Here is a 17,402-nt window from a genome sequence, read left to right as displayed (position 1 = left end):
CGTGGACATAGATCAATCAATATAGCATCGCCCACCGGAAACGGTCAGCCCCGGGCGGGACGGGTGTTCAGGGTTTCTGGCAGTTGACACAGTAAAAAGTGGAACGCTGCCCCTGCCGGAGCATGCGGATCGGCGCCGCACACAGCTTGCAGGGAAGGCCGGCCCGGTCGTAAACCATGGTTTCGAGCTGGAAGTAGCCGCTCTCGCCCATGGCGTTGGAAAAATCCTTCAGGGTGCTGCCGCCTTTTGCAAGCGCTTGCGACAACACGCTGCGGATCGCCGCATGCAGCCTGGCGGCGCGGGGCTTGCTCAGCCGCCCCGCCCGCACGGTCGGACGGATGCCGGCCATGAACAGCGCTTCCGAGGCATAGATGTTGCCGACACCGACAACGATCTCGCCAGCCAGCAGCACCTGCTTGATCGCCGTCTGCCTGCCTTGCAGCGCGCGGTAAAAGGCCAGAGCGTCGAACGCGTCCGTCAGCGGTTCCACGCCCAGCCGGCCCAGAAGCTTCTGCGCAGCAGCGTCGTGCTCGGCTGGCGCGTACACCACGGCACCAAAGCGGCGCGGGTCGTGCAGCCGCAAGGTGCCTGCCGTGGTGCGCATGTCGAAATGGTCGTGTTTGCCGGGCGGCGGCAAGTCCGCCCCGAATCCCAGGCTGCCGGACATGCCCAGATGGATTAGCAGCAGGCCGCCGGTGGTGTCGAGCAGCAGGTATTTGCCGCGCCGACGGACCTCCAGCACGGTGCGCCCGGTCAGGTGCGCAGCATCGCAGCCCAGGGGCCAGCGCAGCGGCTTGCCCATCTGCAGGTCCAGTATTTTTGCGCCGGCAATGCGGCTGGCAAAACTCAGGCGGGTGACTTCGACTTCAGGCAATTCAGGCATGGGCAACTCGGGTCAATCAGGGAACACGCCTACATGGGCGCAGGGCTTCAATTATCATGGTCCGATGAAACAACTTATCAGCGTTTTCAGTGCACTTTGCCTGGTGGTTCCGGTGCTGTGGGCCCAGACCGCCCAGCCTGCTCCGGCCCTGCCACCCGCTGCCCAGCCTGAGGCGCCGGCCGCGGCCCAGGACCTCGCCCCCGTACCCTCCAGCCTGGACGGGGAGCTGTTCTACCAGGTGCTGCTCGGTGAACTCACGGCCCGGGAAGGTGATGCCCCGACCGGCTTTTCACTGATGCTGGACGCTGCCCGCAAAACCAACGACGCCCAGCTGTACCAGCGCGCAGCCGACATTGCCCTGCAATCGCGCTCGGGCGACGCAGCGCTGCAGGCAGCGCAGGCCTGGCGCCAGGCCCAGCCGGCCTCGCGCGAAGCCAACCGCTATGTGCTGCAAATCCTGCTGGCACTGAACCGCATCACCGAGACCACGGAGCCGCTGAAAAATGAAGTGAAGCTCACGCCCCAGCCCGAACACCCGCAGGCCATCACCAACCTGCCACGGTTTTTTGCGCGTGTCGGCGACAAAAAACTCGCCGCCAGCGTGCTTGAGCAAGCGCTGGCCGACGAGCTCAAGGCCCCCGCCACAGGCGCAGCCGCCTGGACCGCCGTCGGGCGCATGCGGCTGGCCGCCGGCGAACTGCCCGGCGCGCTGGAGGCTGCCGAACGTGGGCAGGCCATCGACCCCGCGGCTGAAGGGCCGACCTTGCTGGCACTGGAACTGATGGATCCCAAACTGCCGCGTGCCGAGGCCCTGGTCCAGAAAAACCTGGCGGGCAACCCCAAGACCGCGCCCGAAATCCGCATGGCCTATGCCCGCGTCCTGCTCGATGTCCAGCGTTATGCCGAAGCCAGCGCGCAGTTGCAGCTGGTCACGCGCGACAAACCCGACTACCCCGAAGGCTGGCTGGTGCTGGGTTCCCTGCAGTTGCAGGACAACCAGCTGGCGGCAGCGCAGACGTCGCTGCTGCGTTATCTCGAACTGGCCGGCCAGGGTGAAGCCCAGCCACAGACCAGCCGCGGCCTGTCCCAGGCTTACCTGTCGCTCGCGCAGATTGCAGAAAAACACCGGGATTTCGCCGCAGCGGAAAGCTGGATCGCCAAGATCCCCGATGCGCAGGAACTGGTCCAGGCGCAGGTGCGCCGGGCTTCGCTGCTGGCCCGGCAAGGCAAACTCAACGAGGCCCGCCAGATGATCCGGAAATTGCCCGAACGCAACCCCGATGACAAACGCATCAAGCTGATGGCCGAGATCAACCTGCTGCGCGAGCAGAAGGAATACCGTAGCGCTTACGAGTTGCTGGCGCAGGCCGTCACGCAATTCCCGGACGAACCCGAACTTCTCTACGACCAGGCCATGATGGCCGAGAAGCTCGATGCCCTGCCGGAAATGGAACGCCTGCTGCGCCAGGTGGTGGAGCGCAAGCCCGACTACCACCACGCCTACAACGCGCTGGGTTACTCGCTGGCCGATCGCAACGTGCGCCTGCCCGAGGCCAAACAGCTGATCCTCAAGGCACTGGAGTACGCACCCGAGGACCCCTTCATCAAGGACAGCCTGGGCTGGGTGGAGTTCCGCCTGGGCAACAAGGCCGAAGCCCTGACCATTTTTGAAGCCGCCTACAAGGCCAAGCCAGACGCCGAGATCGCCGCACATTTCGGCGAGGTCCTCTGGAGCCTGGGTCAGCGCGACAGGGCCCTGTCCATCTGGAAGGAAGGCATGCTGCTCAACGCCGAGAACGAGACGCTGCTGGAGACCCTCAAACGCCTCCGGGTCAGGCTGTAAACCGCCATGACCGTCACGTTCACCCCCTTGCGCCGGCGCGCCGCCCTGCTGGCAGGCCTGCTGATGGCGACAGCTTTCATGGCCGGCTGCGCCAGCCCGCCCAGGGCGGTCGGCCCGAATGACGCCAAAATTTCGTTCTGGGCAGGCCGCATCAGCCTGCAGGTGCAAAGCGAGCCGCCCCAGGCCTTTTTTGCCGGCTTCGAACTCAAGGGCAACCCCACGCAGGGCGAACTGACGCTGAACAGCCCGCTGGGCAACAGTCTGGCCGTACTGCGCTGGTCGCCGCAGGAGGCCGTGCTCGATTCCGGCAACCAGATCCAGCGCTTTGCCACCGTCGACGAACTGATTGAAAAAGCCACCGGCGCAGCCGTGCCGCTGCCCGCGCTGTTTGACTGGCTGGACGGCAAAAACACCGCCGCGGACGGCTGGAATGCCGATCTTTCGCAACAGGCCGAGGGCCGGATTTCGGCCAGCCGGACGATGCCGCAACCGCGCTCCGACCTGCGTATCGTGCTGGTGGCGCCCTGATGCAAGCCGGACGGCCGCACCCTGCTTCGGCCCCGCCGCTGAAGGCGATCTACGATGTCGCGGCGCCGGCCAAACTCAACCTGTTTCTGCACATCACCGGGCGCCGTCCCGACGGCTACCACCTGCTGCAGTCGGTGTTCATGCTGATCGACTGGTGTGACACCCTGCATTTCGAGCTGCGCCAGGATGGCCAGATCACGCGCACCGACCTTGGCAGCGAGGCCAGCGAGGCCCTTCCCGCCGAAGACCTGGTGGTGCGTGCCGCGCGGGCGCTGCAAAGCGCTATCGGCACCCCGCTGGGTGTGCACATCGGGCTGGAAAAACGTATTCCGTCGCAGGCCGGCATGGGCGGCGGCTCGTCCGATGCAGCCAGTTGCCTGCTGGCGCTGCAACGCCTGTGGGGCGTCAGGCTGCCAGCGGAACAACTGCAGGCCATCGCCCTCGGCCTCGGTGCCGACGTGCCGTTTTTCCTCAGCGGCGGCCATGCCTGGGTGGAAGGTGTGGGTGAAAAAATCACGCCGCTGACCCTGCCCGCCGCCCGTTTTGTCGTGGTCAAACCCGCCGCCGGGCTGCCGACCGACGCCATTTTCCGCTCGCCCGGGCTCAAACGCGATACAGAAACTGCTACAATCCGAGGCTTTGCTGCAAACGCAAATGGCTCTGTTTACGAATTCGGCCATAACGACTTGCAGCCAGTCGCGCAGGCCTTGTGTCCGCAGGTTGGCCAATCCCTCGATTGGCTCTCCATGCAGCATTTGCAAGGCCGCATGACTGGCTCGGGAAGTGCTGTATTTGCGCATATGCCGCACGAGATGGAACTTGCGGTCGCCCCGGGCGACTGGCAGGTCCGCAAGTGCAGCAACCTGGATGCACATCCTCTGGCCGGTTGGTAAGATAAGGGCCATGGAATGTGTTTCCAGAAACAACGATTAAAGGGTTGGTTGCCGGTTCCCTGACATCTGTCTTTGACAGTTTTCAGCTCCGACAATCTACCTGTGTAGGGGTGTCGCCAAGTTGGTTAAGGCACCGGATTTTGATTCCGGCATTCGCAGGTTCGAATCCTTCCACCCCTGCCAAAATTTTCGGGTCCCATGGGGGCCCGTGTTTTTAGGCCACCCGACAACGGGGGCCGTGCTCGCTGACTGTTGAGTGTCTCCGGTGAAGGCGATGCCTGCGCAATTCAGACGCTGAATTGGCCGGGCAGGAAATGGCCAGAAGCCGCATTGACATGGGACGGACACAGGGCGTCCGTGTTTTCAGTGCGTTTATTGCTTTTATCCATTCGGCAACGTTCCCCCTCCTAGACACCCGCTGGGCCACACATGCAACCGCACCACTCCGACTTCATGCTTTTCACGGGCAATGCCAATCCGGCCATGGCATCCGAGATCGCCCAGCATCTGGGCATTTCGCTGGGAGCCGCCCATGTGGGGCGTTTCTCAGACGGGGAAGTGACGGTCGAGATCCAGCAGAATGTGCGGGCGCGTGACGTGTTTGTGGTGCAGTCCACCTGCGCACCGACCAATGAAAACCTGATGGAACTGCTGATCATGGTCGATGCGCTCAAGCGCGCCTCGGCCGAGCGCATTTCCGCGGTGATCCCTTACTTCGGCTACGCCCGGCAGGACCGTCGCCCGCGTTCGGCGCGCGTGCCCATCAGCGCCAAGGTGGTGGCCAACATGCTGCAGGCCGTCGGCGTCTCGCGCGTGCTGACCATGGACCTGCATGCCGACCAGATCCAGGGTTTTTTCGACATCCCGGTGGACAACATCTACGCCTCGCCCGTGCTGCTGGGCGACCTGCGCCAGAAAAACTACAACGACCTGATGGTGGTGTCGCCCGACGTCGGCGGCGTGGTGCGTGCCCGCGCCCTGGCCAAACAGCTGGGTTGCGACATGGCCATCATCGACAAGCGCCGGCCCAAGGCCAATGTGTCGGAAGTCATGCACGTGATCGGCGACATCGACGGGCGCAACTGCGTCATCATGGACGACATGATCGACACGGCCGGCACGCTGGTCAAGGCCGCCGAGGTGCTCAAGGAGCGCGGCGCCAAAAAGGTGTATGCCTATTGCACGCACCCGATTTTTTCGGGCCCCGCGATTGAACGCATTGCGCAGGGCGAAGCCCTCGACGAAGTGGTGATCACCAACACCATTCCGCTGAGCCAGGCCGCGCAGGACTGCAAGAAAATTCGCCAGCTCTCCGTGGCACCGCTGATTGCCGAGACAATCCAGCGCATCGCCAACGGTGAGTCGGTCATGAGTTTGTTCTCGGACCAGGACAACCTGTTCTGATCCGGAGCAAAAAGCCGGCTGCATTCGTGCAGCTTTTTTATGTCGGGGTGAGCTGGTCGCGGCCCACCTCTTTTGGAGAAGATTATGAAATTCGTCGCTTTTGAGCGCGCCAAGCAGGGTACGGGTGCGAGCCGCCGTCTCCGCATCACGGGCCGCACGCCCGGTATCGTTTACGGTGGCACCGGTGAACCGTCGCTGATCGAACTCGATCACAACGCACTGTGGCACGCCATCAAGAAAGAAGCTTTCCACGCTTCCGTCCTCGAGATGGAACTGGGCGGCAAGACACAAAAGGTCTTGCTGCGCGATCTGCAGATGCACCCGTTCAAGCAACTGATCCTGCACATCGACTTCCAGCGCGTCGACGCGAAGACCCGCCTGACCATGAAAGTGCCACTGCACTACAGCGGCCAGGAAGAGTCTCCCGCGGTCAAGGCCGAAAACTGCCTGGTCAACCACGTGCTGACCGAGCTGAGCATTTCCTGCCTGCCCAAAGACCTGCCTGAATTCATCGCCGTCGATCTGAGCGGCCTGAAGAAAGGCACTTCGCTGCACGTCAAGGACATCACGCTGCCAAAAGGCGTGAAGTTTGTCGCCAAAGGCGGCTTGGACAACCCGGTGCTGGTGTCGGTTTCTGCCGTTTCGGAAGAAGCTGAAGCCGATGCCGCAGCAGCCGCTGCCGCAGCTGTGCCTGTGGATCCCAAGGCCGCCAAGGCCGCTGCCGCCAAGGAAGCCAAAGCCGGCGTCAAGGCTGACGCTGCCAAGCCTGCTGCCAAGAAGTAATTCATGACGGCATCGGCCTGAAAAGGCCAGCGGCCCTTGTCCTCCCCGGAGGTCAAGGGCCGTTTTTCTTGGGCGAAGGTCTTGCTGCACCCATAATCCGGTGGCGGGCCCCACCTGCAGACCGCTTTCCCCTCTCATCACACCGCATGATCAAACTTTTTGTAGGCTTGGGAAACCCCGGCCCTGAATACGAGGCAACCCGCCACAACGCCGGTTTCTGGTGGACCGAGGCGCTGGCGCGCGAACTCAAGCTGAGCCTGGCCCTCGACAAAAACTACCACGGCCGCGTCGCCCGCACCACCATCAAGGGCCAGACCGTCTGGCTGCTCGAGCCAATGACCTTCATGAACCTGTCGGGCAAATCGGTGGCGGCGCTGGCACGTTTTTTCAAGATCGCCCCCGAAGAGATCCTGGTGGCCCACGACGAACTCGACATCGTCCCCGGCCATGCCAAGCTCAAGTTCGGCGGCAGCCACGCCGGGCACAACGGCCTGCGCGACATCCATGCCCAGCTGGGCACGGGCGACTACTGGCGCCTGCGCATCGGTGTGGGCCACCCGGGCGTGAAGTCCGAAGTCATCAACTGGGTGCTGAAAAAACCGTCCCAGGAACACCGCGCGGCGATCGAGGACAGCATCGCGCGCGCGCTCAAGGCCGTGCCCGACTTGCTGGCTGGCGAGATGGAAAAAGCCACCATGCTGATCCACACCAGCGCGCCGCCTCGGCCCAAGCCGCCGCGCAAACCCGAGGCTGACGACTCCGTAAACGATTAGGAGCGTCACGCTGCGTCTGTAGTCCGTTCTGGACAGTAGGGCGGACTCCCCACTCCCACCCCTAGTGCAGTGTTGCACGCTATCTGGAACATAAAACCGCGTCTTTTGCGCCATGGCGGCGTTGCAAATCCGCGCGATACCCAGGGTATCGCTGTGGTTTGCGCCTTGCCCTGACCCAAAATCCATCGCTTTTATTCGTTCCATCAAGCATGCAACACTGCACTAGCCCCTGCCCTCGCCCCGCTGGGCGATGGAGGGGGACTTCATTTGGCCGCGTGTGCTGCGCTCGCGTGCAAACATCACGGCCGCTTGAGGCTGACCTGACGCGCTACGCGCGTCAGGTCTCCCTGCACCCGAACTCGCATTTGTTCCCCCACCCGTCGGGCTGGGCCGAGGAGCGCAGCTGAAAGCGGATCAGGGCGAGCGATTGTTTGAGCCGAAGGCGAGTTCGAGCTCGACCCCGCTTTCGGCGAGCACCGCAGGCTGCCTGGAGCGAAGCGGAAGGACCCAGACCATCGGGTCGCCTTTTCTTTTGCTTACTTTTCTTTTGGCGACGCAAAAGAAAAGTGAGTTGCCGCCGGGCAACCCCCGGCCAACAAACATGAGCGAACTAAAAGGATTGAAAAAAACTTCGACAAGCTCAGCCCGAACGGTGCCTGAAGGAACGTCCACACAGATCCGGATCAAGTCCAGGATGACAAAGTCGAGGGAGACTTTGCTATTAATTCAATAGCTTCTTGCGCCCGTTACATAAGGGCTACAGACCAAAAGACTATGAAGAACGCGATTCCACCGCCGCCACAGGCTGCTCCGCCTGCAGCCGCTGGTACTTTTGCCAGAGCGTTTCACGGTCTTCGATGAAGGCCGGGTTGACGGGAATACACGCCACCGGGCACACCTGCACACACTGCGGCTCATCGAAATGGCCGACGCACTCCGTGCAGCGCTTGGGGTCGATTTCGTAGATTTCCTTGCCCAGGTAAATCGCCTGATTCGGGCATTCGGGTTCGCACACGTCGCAGTTGATGCACTCGTCGGTGATCAGCAAGGCCATGGTCAGCCCTCCTTCTGCGCCTGCTGCAGGGCGATGGCGACATTGGAACTGACCATCTGGCCGACATCGCCGCCGAGCTTGCTGATCTCGCGCACCAGGGTGCCGCTGATGCATTGCAACGGCGCGTCCGGCAGCAAAAACACGGTTTCCACCTGGGGCCGCAGCTTGCGGTTCATCGCGGCCATCTGCGCTTCGTAGTCAAAATCGGTGAGGTTGCGCACGCCGCGCACCACGGCCACCGCCTGCTGGGCCGCGCAAAAATCCATGATCAGGCCGTCGAAAGGCAGGACGCTGACGTTGGCCATGCCCTGCGTTTCCTCGCGCACCTGCTGCAGGCGCGCATCCAGGCTGAACAGCGTTTTCTTGTGGTGCGCTACCGCCACACCGATGATGAGCCGGTCAAACAGCCCGGCCGCGCGGCGCACGATATCCTGGTGCCCGAGGGTGAAGGGGTCAAAGGTGCCGGAATAAACCGCCACACGGGAACTCGGGGTGCTTGTCGCCATGCGGCAATTATGCCCGCCTGACCGTGGGGCCGCGTGCCCCTGCCGCTTGCAGGGCTACGCGCCTTCCGGCGAAACGCCCTTGCGAACCAGCAAGTGAAAGTGGACCGCGCCGGCCTTGCCGCTACGGTGCAGTTGCAGGCCGTAGTCGGCCAATGCCTCGTCGGTCCAGGCCTGCGGTGCCTCGAGGTAGACATAACCGGGGTCGGCCACCACCTGCGCCGCCGCCTTGAGCGCGGGCTCGAACAGAGGCGAGTCAAACGGCGGGTCCAGGAACACCAGTTGCATGCTGGCCGGTGATGCCCGCCTGAGGACGGCGACGCCGTCTCCGCGCTCGACCCGCACCATGTCGGCGTGCAGCCTGGCCTGCAGTGCCTTGAGCTGGTCCACCAGGCCGGCATCCTGCTCGCACAGCAGCACCTCGGCAGCGCCGCGCGAGGCGGCTTCAAAGCCCAGCACGCCGGTGCCGGCAAACACGTCGATGCAGCGCCAGCCGGTCAGGTCCTGGCCCAGCCAGTTGAACAGGGTCTCGCGCACACGGTCGGGCGTCGGGCGCAGGCCGGGCTTGTTGGCCACCGGCAGCTTGGTGCGTTTGTACTGCCCGCCAATGATGCGGATTTCGCCCGGCGGCACGGACTTGCGGCCCACCACCTTGCCCGATTTCGGGCGCGGGGCGGCAGTTTTGGGGGGTTTGTTGTCGGAGGCTGGGGTGTATTTCATGGCGTAGAACCAAGGATAACAGTGACCATTTTTTCAGGCTGCAGCTTGCGCGCAAACGCGGCCTTGACCTCCGCCACGCTGACTTTGGCGATCCGGTCGGTCCAGGTGTCGAGGTAATCGAGCGGCAAATCGTTCCAGGCGATATTGGAAAGGTTGCCGAGCAGTTTGCGGTTGCTGTCGATCAGCAGCGGGAAGCCGCCAATCAGGTTGTCTTTGGCGGCCTGGAGTTCGGCCTGCGTTGGGCCCTCGGCGACAAACTTCGCAATCACCTCACGGGCGACCGCGGTGGCCTGCGCGGCCTGGTCGGGCCGGGTCTGCAGGCCCACCGTGAACGCACCGGCATGGCGGCCCGGCGAAAAATAACTGGAGACGCTGTAGCTGAGGCCGCGTTTTTCGCGCACCTCCTCGGTCAGCCGCGAGACGAACCCGCCGCCGCCCAGCACATAGTTGCCCAAGGTGAGGGCATAAAAATCAGGGTCATTGCGCTTGTAGCCGGGCTGGCCCATCAGCACATGCGCCTGCGCCGAGTCAAACGGGATGGTGATCAGCTGCGCGCGCTCCAGCGGTGCCACCTCGGCCACCGCCGGCAGCGGCGGCGCTGCCGCACAGTCGCGTTGTGGCAGGCGCGCGAGCAGCCCCGTCACCAGCGTGTCGGCCTGCGCGCGTGTCACGGCCCCCACGATGCTGACCCGGGCATGGCAGGGCGTGATGTAGCGCGCATGAAAAACCCGCATGTCGGCCACGCTGATGCGCGCCAGGCTGGCTTCGCTGGTTTCATGGCCGTAGGGATGGCTGCCGTATACCGCTTCGGAAAAAGCACGGGCCACCCGGTAGGCGGGCCGGGTGTAGGCCTCCTTGAGCTGGGCCAGCATGCGCTGGCGGTCGCGTTGCCACACCGGGTCCGGAAACGAGGGCTCGGCGATCTGGCGCGCGGCCAGCCGCACGGCCTGGCTCAGCAGCTCCGGCTCGGTCAGGCTGCGCAGTGAAAAGCTGAAGCGGTCGGAGCCCGCCGATGCGCCGAACTGCGCACCAAGATCGGCCCAGGCTTCGCCCAGCGCATTTTCATCGAGCGCAGGCTCGCCGCCGCGTGCCACCACACCCTTGGAGAGCAGCGACGCGGTGATGCCGGCCAGACCGGCCTGGTCGGCCGCGACACGCCGGCTGCCGGCATCGAAGTCCAGCTGCACATCGACCATGGCGATGGCCGGGCTTTCGACCAGGTAGACCCTGGCGCCGCCGGGCTGCGTCCAGTGCTGTATCGGAATCGTGGCCCATGAAAACATGGGATAAAAAATGGCTGCAGCCCCCATCAACAGGGCGCCAACAGCTCTTTTTTTGATAGCATTTGACACAGAGGTTCCCGGAGAAAACAGGGTGAACGAACAGGCCCGGCGCGGGCGGACCGCGCTCAATGCCGCAGCCCCGCGGCAGGCACACGTTTGGCGCGTCCCGGATCGGGCGGCTGCGGCAGCAGGTTGGCCAGGGTCAGCTGGTCGTCACTGAAATAACGCGCCGCCGCGGCCTGCACTTCGGCGCTGCTGATGCTGCGCAGCTGGCTGATCAGGCGCTCGTCGGTGTCGAGCGGCAGGCCGTTGACCCAGTAGGCGCCCAGCCCGCGGGCCTGGCTGAACAGCGCATCGAGTTTGTAGGTTTCGCTGGCCACCCACTGCGTCTTGACACGTTTGAGTTCGGCCTCGCTGACGCCTTCGCGGGCAATCAGCGCCACCTGCTGGCGCAGGGCGTCGGCCACCTGGTCAGCGGTTTTTCCGGCGGCCGGCACCCCATCGAGCACAAAGACCTGCGGACCGCGACCCATCAAGCCGTTGGACGCGCCGGCACTGTCGGCGAGCCGGTTGTCACCCTGGGTCAGGGCACGCTCCAGCCGCGCGCCGCTGTAACCGTCGAGCACGGCAGACAGCACCGTCAGCGCCAGCGCATCGCGGTTGAAGGCATCCCCCGTGCCCTGCGCGGTGTCCGCCGGCGACTGCAAACCCGGCACCTTGTAGGACAGGCTCACATAGGCCTGGCTGGCCGGTGCCTTGAAGTCCATCCTGCGCAGGCCGGTCTGCACCGGCTCGATGCGCGGTTTGCGCGGCGGCACCGGACGGGCAGCCGCGGCGCCATAGTATTTTTCCGCCAGCCGCCGCACCTGCGCCACATCCACATCGCCGGCAATCACCACGGCCGCATTGGCCGGCACGTACCAGCGCCGGTAGAACGCGCGGGCATCGTCGGGCGTCATGGCCTCGAGGTCGCTCATCCAGCCCACCACGGGGCGCCGGTAAGGCGACGCCACGAAGGTCATGGCGTTGGCGGCTTCGTGCATCAGCGCGCGCGGCGAGTCTTCGGTGCGCAGGCGGCGTTCTTCCTTGACGACCTCGAGTTCCCTGGTGAACTCCTCGTCGGCCCACTGGTTGCGGGCAAACCGGTCGGCCTCCAGGCGCATCACCTCTTCGAGCTTGTTCGAGGGAATTTGCTGGTAATAACCGGTGGCATCCCGGGAAGTGAACGCGTTTTCGCGGCCGCCGAGCGCCGCGACACGGCGTGAAAATTCACCCGGCCTCAGGCTGGGTGTGCCCTTGAACATCATGTGTTCCAGTACATGGGCCACGCCGGTGGCGCCATCGACCTCGTCCATGGAGCCGACCCGCACCCAGAGCATGTGGGCCGCGGTGGGTGCGCGCCGGTCGGTCTTGACAATGACCGTGAGGCCATTGGCCAGCTGGAACTGGGTGACGGGTGTGACAGGGGTGCTGGGGGAAGCGGTCTGAGCCCCCGAGGGACTGGTCAGCAAGAAGCTGAAGAGCAGGGAAACAAGGGGGAGAAGGGTGTTGCGCGAGGGTGCCGGAAACCGGATAAACATGCCCATGAAATCCTGTGTGGTGTGTTTCATAGAATAGTGTGACTCCAAAGCACAACCAATGTTCAGTTTCTTCAAGAAAAAAAAGCCCCCTGCCCCCGCTGAAGCCGCGCCGGCAGCGGCATCACCCCCTGCCCTGTCCGGCGGTGCGGCACCCGCTGCGGCGCCGGCTGCAGCCGCGCCGGCGCTGCCCAGCGGCGGCCTGATCGGCAGCGCGCTGGTCACGCCCATCGACATTCCGCTGCCCGGCGCGGTGCCGGCGAGCCGCGAGCACTGGGTCAGCAAGCTGCGCTCGGGCCTGCACAAGACCGGCGCCAGCATTTCCGGCGTGTTCACCGGCAACCGCATTGACGACGCGCTCTACGAAGACCTGGAGTCAGCCCTGCTGATGGCCGACGCCGGCACCGGCGCCACCGCCTACCTGCTCGATGAAGTCAAGCGACGCGTGAAAGACAGCGGCGTCACCCATCCGGTGGCCGTGAAGAACATCCTGACCGAGGCGCTCACCCAACTGCTCAAGCCGCTGGAGCAGCCACTGGTGATCGGCGAGTACAAACCCACGGTCATCATGGTGGCCGGTGTCAATGGTGCGGGCAAGACGACCTCGATCGGCAAACTCACGCATCACTTGGCCAACGAAGGCGCGTCGGTGCTGCTGGCCGCGGCCGACACCTTCCGTGCCGCCGCGCGGGAGCAGCTCGAAGCCTGGGCCAACCGGAACATGGTGGAGATCGTCAGCCAGGAAGGCGGCGACCCGGCCGCCGTGAGTTTCGATGCGGTCAGCGCCGGCAAGGCACGCGGCAAGGACGTGGTGCTGGTGGACACCGCCGGACGCCTGCCGACCCAGCTGCACCTGATGGAAGAGCTGCGCAAGATCAAACGTGTCGTCAGCAAGGCGGACGCCACGGCGCCCCACGAAATACTTCTTGTCATAGACGGCAACACCGGGCAGAACGCGCTGAGCCAGGTCAAGGCCTTCGACGAGACCCTGCAGCTGACCGGCCTGATCGTGACCAAACTCGACGGCACGGCCAAAGGCGGCGTGCTGGCCGCCATTGCGCTGTGGTCGCGCGAGCGCGCCAAAACCTCGCCCGGCCTGCGGCCGGTGCCGGTTTATTTCATCGGTGTCGGCGAAAAACTCGAAGACCTCGAAACCTTCAACGCCCGGGAATTTTCGCAGGCCCTGTTGGCCTGAGCCTGCCGGCGCTGCATCTCCCACCTGCCGGTTGCGCCGGCGTGCATCGCTCCCCATCAGCGGAAAGAACCTGAAACCATGGCCCACCTGTCCATCGAAGAAGCCACCCGCCTTGCCGTGCAGGCGCTGCGCCATGCCGGCGCGGGCCAGGCCATGGCGGCCAGCACCGCGAAAGCGCTGGTGCGTGCCGAGGCACAAGGCCTGGCCTCGCATGGCCTGATCCGCGTGGCGCAGTACGCGACCCACTTGCGCAACGGCCGGGCCGACGGCAACGCCGTGGCCAGGGTGACGCGCCACCAGGGCGCGGCCGTGCTGGTTGATGCCGGCCAAGGCCTGGCGTTTCCGGCCTGCGATCTGGCCGTCTCCACCGCAATCGCCACCGTCCGCACGCTGGGTGTGAGCTTCGCCGGCGTGACCAACAGCCACCACTGCGGTGTGCTGGTCGATCATCTGCGTGCGGTGGCAGACGCCGGCCTGGTCGGGCTGGCTTTTGCCAACTCGCCGGCCGCCATGCCTGCGGCCGGCGGCAAACACGCCATCTTCGGCACCAACCCGGTCGCAGCGGTTTTTCCGCGGCGCAGCGCCGACCCGCTGATGATCGACCTGTCCCTCAGCGAAGTCGCACGCGGCAAGCTGATGGTGGCGGCCCGCGAGGGCCAGGCCATCCCGCTGGGCTGGGCGCTGGACAGCCAGGGGCAGCCCACCACCGACCCGAAAGCCGGCCTGGCGGGCTCCATGCTGCCGCTGGGCGCTGCCAGCAGCCCCAAGGGCGCCATGCTGGCGCTGATCGTCGAGCTGCTGGTCACGGCCCTGCTCGGCGCGCAGTTCGGCTTTGAAGCGTCCTCGTTTTTTGTCGATGAGGGCAATGCGCCGCGCCTCGGCCAGGCCTTTGTCGTAATCAACCCGGGCGCGCTGGCCGGCCAGGACGTTTATTACGAACGCATGGAAACACTGATCACGGAAATGCTGGTGGACGACGGTGTGCGCCTGGCTGGCGCGCGCAGAATCGCCCTGGAACAGCAAGCCGGGCAGTCGGGGCTGGCGATTCCCGATGCGCTGGACGAACAGCTGCACCGGCTGGCGAAAATGCAGTAATTCCCCTGCTTTCGCAAACCGCAGGGATCCCTTACAGTGACCTGCTAGCCGGCGGCTTTTCGACCGCGGCACCGGAGGCCACATGAACCCCAGCACCACACCCGACACATCCGCAGGTCCGCGCCAGGTGGACCGCCTGCTCGCCCACTACGGCGAAAGCCACCTGCACCCGAAAAACGAGCTCATCCACTTCATTGCGATCCCACTCATCATGCTGAGCCTGCTCGGCATGATGTTTGCGCTGCACCCCTGGGTCGCCTATCTTTTTGTCGCCGCCAGCATGGTTTATTACCTGCGGCTGTCGCTGGTTTTTCTGGGCACCATGATGCTCTGGTCGGCCATCCTGCTGGCGCTGGTGCATGCCATGGGCGAGCGTGTGCTGCCGTTGTCGCTGGCAATTTTTGTCGGCGCCTGGATTTTGCAGTTTGTCGGCCACAAGCTCGAAGGCAAAAAGCCTTCGTTTTTCGAAGACATCCAGTACCTCTGGGTGGGCCCGCTGTTCGTGCTGAGCAAGCTGTTTGGCAAACTCGGCATCCGCTGGTAGCTTCTACCCCGCTTAACCCCGTTTAACCCCGTTTAACCCCGTTTAACCCGGCTTGAAGCGGCGGCATCTGCCCGCATATAAATTAATCTGACTCTTACGGGAAACCCTCACGTGCCCAGCTTCCTCAGCCGCGTCCTGTCCTTTTTCCTGCGCCTGGTCCTGTGGACCTTCGCCGCGATTTTCGCGGTCAGCCTGATGCTGGCCGGCCTCGTCCTGCTGGCGCTGGGCCTGCTGCGCTCGCTGATCACCGGCCAGAAACCCAAACCGGTCGTGTTTGGCCGCTTCCAGCGCTTCTCGTCCCAGCCCGCCTGGCCGGGCGCCACCAAGCCCGGCGCCGCGGCGCGCGAGGCAGACGTGGTGGACGTCGAGGTGCGCGAGATTCGCGGCGACAAGCGCCTGCCCTGAACCCGGCCGGCACCGGCCACCAGCACAGCAAGCTGCGCCTCCTCCCCCCTGTTCTTCGCCTTGCCCGGCCACTGTTCCCGACCGGTTGATTGGTCTTTCCAGCTTTCGTATACGATATAACCTCGTTCCAAAACGGAAAAACCATGCTGCCCTGGCTTGCCGAATCTTCTGCCGACCGCTTCAACGACGTGCGCGACACATCGCTGGCCAAGCTCGTGAAGGGCGACATGCTGGCGCTGATCCTCAAGGGGGTGCTGGTGCCCGGGCAACGCATCAACGAACCCGATGTGGCAGCCCGCCTGGGCGTGTCGCGCGTGCCGGTGCGTGAAGCCCTGCGCGAACTCGAAAGCTCCGGGCTGGTCGTGGCACGCAAACATTCGGGCGTGTTTGTGCGCCAGCTCGATGCCCCCGAGATCCGCGACCTGTACCAGATGCGCGGCCTGCTCGACGGTTTTGCCGGGCGCCAGGCAGCGCAGTTGCCGGTGGACCGCCAGGCGGCGCTGCTGGCGGTGCTCGACGCTTCCGTGGCCGCCATGCAGGAGGCCGCCGCGCAGCACGAGGTGCAGCGCTACTACGGTGAAAACCTGCGTTTTCACTGGGCCATTGTCGAAGCCGGCGGCAACCAGACCCTGACGGAAACCTACCGCGGCATCGTGCAGAAGCTCCACCTGTCGCGCCTGAAAAACCTCTCGCACGATATCGGCATGCAGGCCTCGATCACCGAACACAGGGACATCGTTGCGGCTTTGCGCCGGGGCGACCCGCAGCGCTGCGAAGCGCTGATGGCCCACCACGTGGGCGATGCCTACGAGCGCCTGCTGCAAGCCTCCCCGGCCCCGGCCTGAGCCCCCCGCATCACTTCCAACGATTCAGACCACTCAAACAACTTTTCAGGAGACCACACCATGAAACGACGCACCCTGCTGCAAGCCGCCCCCGCCCTCCTCGGCGCCCCCGGGCTGCTGCTGGCCCAGACCGGTTTTCCGGCCAAACCCATACGCTACATCGTGCCGGTGTCCGCCGGCGGCGGCAGCGACATGGTGGGCCGCACCCTGACAGAACGCTGGGGCAGCGTGCTCAAGCAGAGTTTCATTGTTGACAACCAGAGCGGCGGTGGCGGTGTGATTGCCTGCCAGGCCACGGCCCGTGCCGCACCCGACGGCTACACCCTGATGCAGGGCTACGTCGCGACCCACGGCACCAGCCCCGCCACCCGCAAGCTGCCTTACGACGCCGTCAAGGACTTCACACCGATCGGCATGATTGGCGGCACGCCCAATGTGCTGGTGGTCAATGCCGCGCTGCCGGTTACCAACCTCCGGGAGTTCGTCGACTACCTCAAGAAGAACCCCGGCAAGGTCAGTTACGGCTCGGCCGGCGCCGGCTCGCTGACCCACCTGACCATGGAGCTGTTCAAGCAGCAGCTCAACTCTTTCATGGTGCATATTCCCTACCGCGGCATCGCGCCGGCGTTCACCGACCTGATCGGTGGGCAGACCCAGGCCATGTTCCCCGGCCTGGCCGCCGCGGTACCGCACATCCGCTCCGGCCGCGTGCGGCCGCTGGCCGTGACCGGCCTGCAGCGCCACCCGCAATTCAAGGACCTGCCCACGCTCGACGAGTCCGGCTTCAAGGGGTTTGACGCGCAGCAGTGGTACGGCGTAGTCGGCCCGGCCGGCATCCCGGCGCCGATTGTCAAACAGCTCAACGAAACCCTGGCCACCGTGCTGCGGGCGCCCGACCTGCGCGAGAAACTGTCGGTCGAAGCGATCGAACCCCTGGTCATGACGCCCGAGCAGTTCGGCGAGTTCATTCGCACCGATATTGCACGCTGGACCAAACTGGCGCGCGAGCGCGGCATCCAGCTCGACAGCTGATTTATATATAAAAAGTGCTTGCAGCCCTTGTTATACGGGCGC

At 64.6% G+C, this 17,402-nt stretch carries 19 protein-coding genes and 1 tRNA gene; 13 read left to right on the top strand and 7 right to left on the bottom strand.

The window, feature by feature from the left end; all coding sequences use genetic code 11:
* Positions 1-67 precede the first annotated feature (67 nt).
* The gene (mutM, locus tag B7G52_RS00190; RefSeq protein WP_096662904.1) at positions 68-883 is read right to left on the bottom strand and encodes a bifunctional DNA-formamidopyrimidine glycosylase/DNA-(apurinic or apyrimidinic site) lyase; all 816 of its coding nucleotides are present in this window, start codon (positions 881-883) and stop codon (positions 68-70) included.
* Positions 884-947: 64 nt separating this feature from the next.
* On the opposite strand from mutM, the gene B7G52_RS00185 reads away from it, so the two are divergent.
* The 7 genes from B7G52_RS00185 (at position 948) to pth (ending at position 7,107) form a co-directional block, all read left to right on the top strand.
* Positions 948-2,726: a tetratricopeptide repeat protein gene (locus tag B7G52_RS00185; RefSeq protein WP_096695439.1), complete on the top strand. Its 1,779-nt coding sequence runs from the start codon at positions 948-950 to the stop codon at positions 2,724-2,726.
* A 6-nt stretch (positions 2,727-2,732) separates the two neighbouring features.
* Positions 2,733-3,254 carry a lipoprotein insertase outer membrane protein LolB gene (locus B7G52_RS00180; RefSeq protein ID WP_096695438.1) on the top strand — a complete coding sequence of 174 codons (522 nt, stop codon included), beginning with the start codon at positions 2,733-2,735 and terminating at the stop codon, positions 3,252-3,254.
* Between the two features lie 38 nt (positions 3,255-3,292).
* The gene (gene ispE / locus B7G52_RS00175; RefSeq protein ID WP_096695639.1) at positions 3,293-4,147 is read left to right on the top strand and encodes a 4-(cytidine 5'-diphospho)-2-C-methyl-D-erythritol kinase; all 855 of its coding nucleotides are present in this window, start codon (positions 3,293-3,295) and stop codon (positions 4,145-4,147) included.
* 106 nt (positions 4,148-4,253) lie between these two features.
* Positions 4,254-4,330, top strand: a tRNA-Gln gene (locus B7G52_RS00170).
* A gap of 246 nt (positions 4,331-4,576) precedes the next feature.
* Positions 4,577-5,551, top strand: coding sequence for a ribose-phosphate pyrophosphokinase (locus tag B7G52_RS00165; RefSeq protein WP_096662895.1), 975 nt, complete (start codon positions 4,577-4,579; stop codon positions 5,549-5,551).
* Between the two features lie 84 nt (positions 5,552-5,635).
* Positions 5,636-6,334, top strand: a complete 699-nt coding sequence (locus tag B7G52_RS00160) for a 50S ribosomal protein L25/general stress protein Ctc (protein WP_096695437.1) — start codon at positions 5,636-5,638, stop codon at positions 6,332-6,334.
* A gap of 146 nt (positions 6,335-6,480) precedes the next feature.
* The gene (gene pth, locus B7G52_RS00155) at positions 6,481-7,107 is read left to right on the top strand and encodes an aminoacyl-tRNA hydrolase (protein ID WP_096695436.1); all 627 of its coding nucleotides are present in this window, start codon (positions 6,481-6,483) and stop codon (positions 7,105-7,107) included.
* A gap of 414 nt (positions 7,108-7,521) precedes the next feature.
* Here the strand turns inward: pth and B7G52_RS23185 are convergent, their stop codons facing one another.
* The 6 genes from B7G52_RS23185 to B7G52_RS00130 all read right to left on the bottom strand — a co-directional run bounded on the left by B7G52_RS23185 (position 7,522) and on the right by B7G52_RS00130 (position 12,253).
* Positions 7,522-7,779: a hypothetical protein gene (locus tag B7G52_RS23185; protein WP_141397359.1), complete on the bottom strand. Its 258-nt coding sequence runs from the start codon at positions 7,777-7,779 to the stop codon at positions 7,522-7,524.
* A gap of 100 nt (positions 7,780-7,879) precedes the next feature.
* On the bottom strand, positions 7,880-8,161 hold the full coding sequence (locus B7G52_RS00150) for a YfhL family 4Fe-4S dicluster ferredoxin (protein WP_096695435.1): 282 nt from the start codon (positions 8,159-8,161) through the stop codon (positions 7,880-7,882).
* 2 nt (positions 8,162-8,163) lie between these two features.
* The gene (gene coaD, locus B7G52_RS00145; protein ID WP_096695434.1) at positions 8,164-8,667 is read right to left on the bottom strand and encodes a pantetheine-phosphate adenylyltransferase; all 504 of its coding nucleotides are present in this window, start codon (positions 8,665-8,667) and stop codon (positions 8,164-8,166) included.
* A gap of 54 nt (positions 8,668-8,721) precedes the next feature.
* A complete protein-coding gene (gene rsmD, locus B7G52_RS00140; RefSeq protein WP_096695433.1) occupies positions 8,722-9,384 on the bottom strand; it encodes a 16S rRNA (guanine(966)-N(2))-methyltransferase RsmD in 663 nt (220 codons plus the stop codon).
* On the bottom strand, positions 9,381-10,694 hold the full coding sequence (locus tag B7G52_RS00135) for a pitrilysin family protein (protein ID WP_096695432.1): 1,314 nt from the start codon (positions 10,692-10,694) through the stop codon (positions 9,381-9,383). Before B7G52_RS00135 ends, rsmD begins: the two co-directional genes overlap by 4 nt.
* A gap of 98 nt (positions 10,695-10,792) precedes the next feature.
* Complete coding sequence (locus B7G52_RS00130; protein WP_371328984.1) at positions 10,793-12,253, bottom strand: M16 family metallopeptidase; 1,461 nt, start codon at positions 12,251-12,253, stop codon at positions 10,793-10,795.
* A 52-nt stretch (positions 12,254-12,305) separates the two neighbouring features.
* Here B7G52_RS00130 and ftsY point away from each other — a divergent pair, with 52 nt between their 5' ends.
* From ftsY to B7G52_RS00100, 6 genes are all read left to right on the top strand, one after another.
* Positions 12,306-13,439 (top strand): signal recognition particle-docking protein FtsY, encoded by a 1,134-nt coding sequence (gene ftsY, locus B7G52_RS00125; protein ID WP_096695431.1) that lies wholly within the window; start codon positions 12,306-12,308, stop codon positions 13,437-13,439.
* A gap of 78 nt (positions 13,440-13,517) precedes the next feature.
* Positions 13,518-14,534 carry an Ldh family oxidoreductase gene (locus tag B7G52_RS00120; protein WP_096695430.1) on the top strand — a complete coding sequence of 339 codons (1,017 nt, stop codon included), beginning with the start codon at positions 13,518-13,520 and terminating at the stop codon, positions 14,532-14,534.
* Positions 14,535-14,616: 82 nt separating this feature from the next.
* Positions 14,617-15,078 carry a DUF962 domain-containing protein gene (locus tag B7G52_RS00115; protein ID WP_096695429.1) on the top strand — a complete coding sequence of 154 codons (462 nt, stop codon included), beginning with the start codon at positions 14,617-14,619 and terminating at the stop codon, positions 15,076-15,078.
* Between the two features lie 111 nt (positions 15,079-15,189).
* Positions 15,190-15,483, top strand: coding sequence for a hypothetical protein (locus B7G52_RS00110; protein ID WP_096695428.1), 294 nt, complete (start codon positions 15,190-15,192; stop codon positions 15,481-15,483).
* 143 nt (positions 15,484-15,626) lie between these two features.
* The gene (locus B7G52_RS00105; protein WP_096695427.1) at positions 15,627-16,328 is read left to right on the top strand and encodes a GntR family transcriptional regulator; all 702 of its coding nucleotides are present in this window, start codon (positions 15,627-15,629) and stop codon (positions 16,326-16,328) included.
* A gap of 60 nt (positions 16,329-16,388) precedes the next feature.
* The gene (locus tag B7G52_RS00100) at positions 16,389-17,360 is read left to right on the top strand and encodes a tripartite tricarboxylate transporter substrate binding protein (RefSeq protein ID WP_096695426.1); all 972 of its coding nucleotides are present in this window, start codon (positions 16,389-16,391) and stop codon (positions 17,358-17,360) included.
* Positions 17,361-17,402 lie beyond the last annotated feature (42 nt).

It is taken from the genome of Polaromonas sp. AER18D-145, assembly GCF_002379095.1.
Taxonomy (GTDB): Bacteria; Pseudomonadota; Gammaproteobacteria; order Burkholderiales; family Burkholderiaceae_C; genus Polaromonas.
Note: the sequence above shows the minus strand (reverse complement) of the source record. Positions and strands in the feature narration are given on the sequence as shown.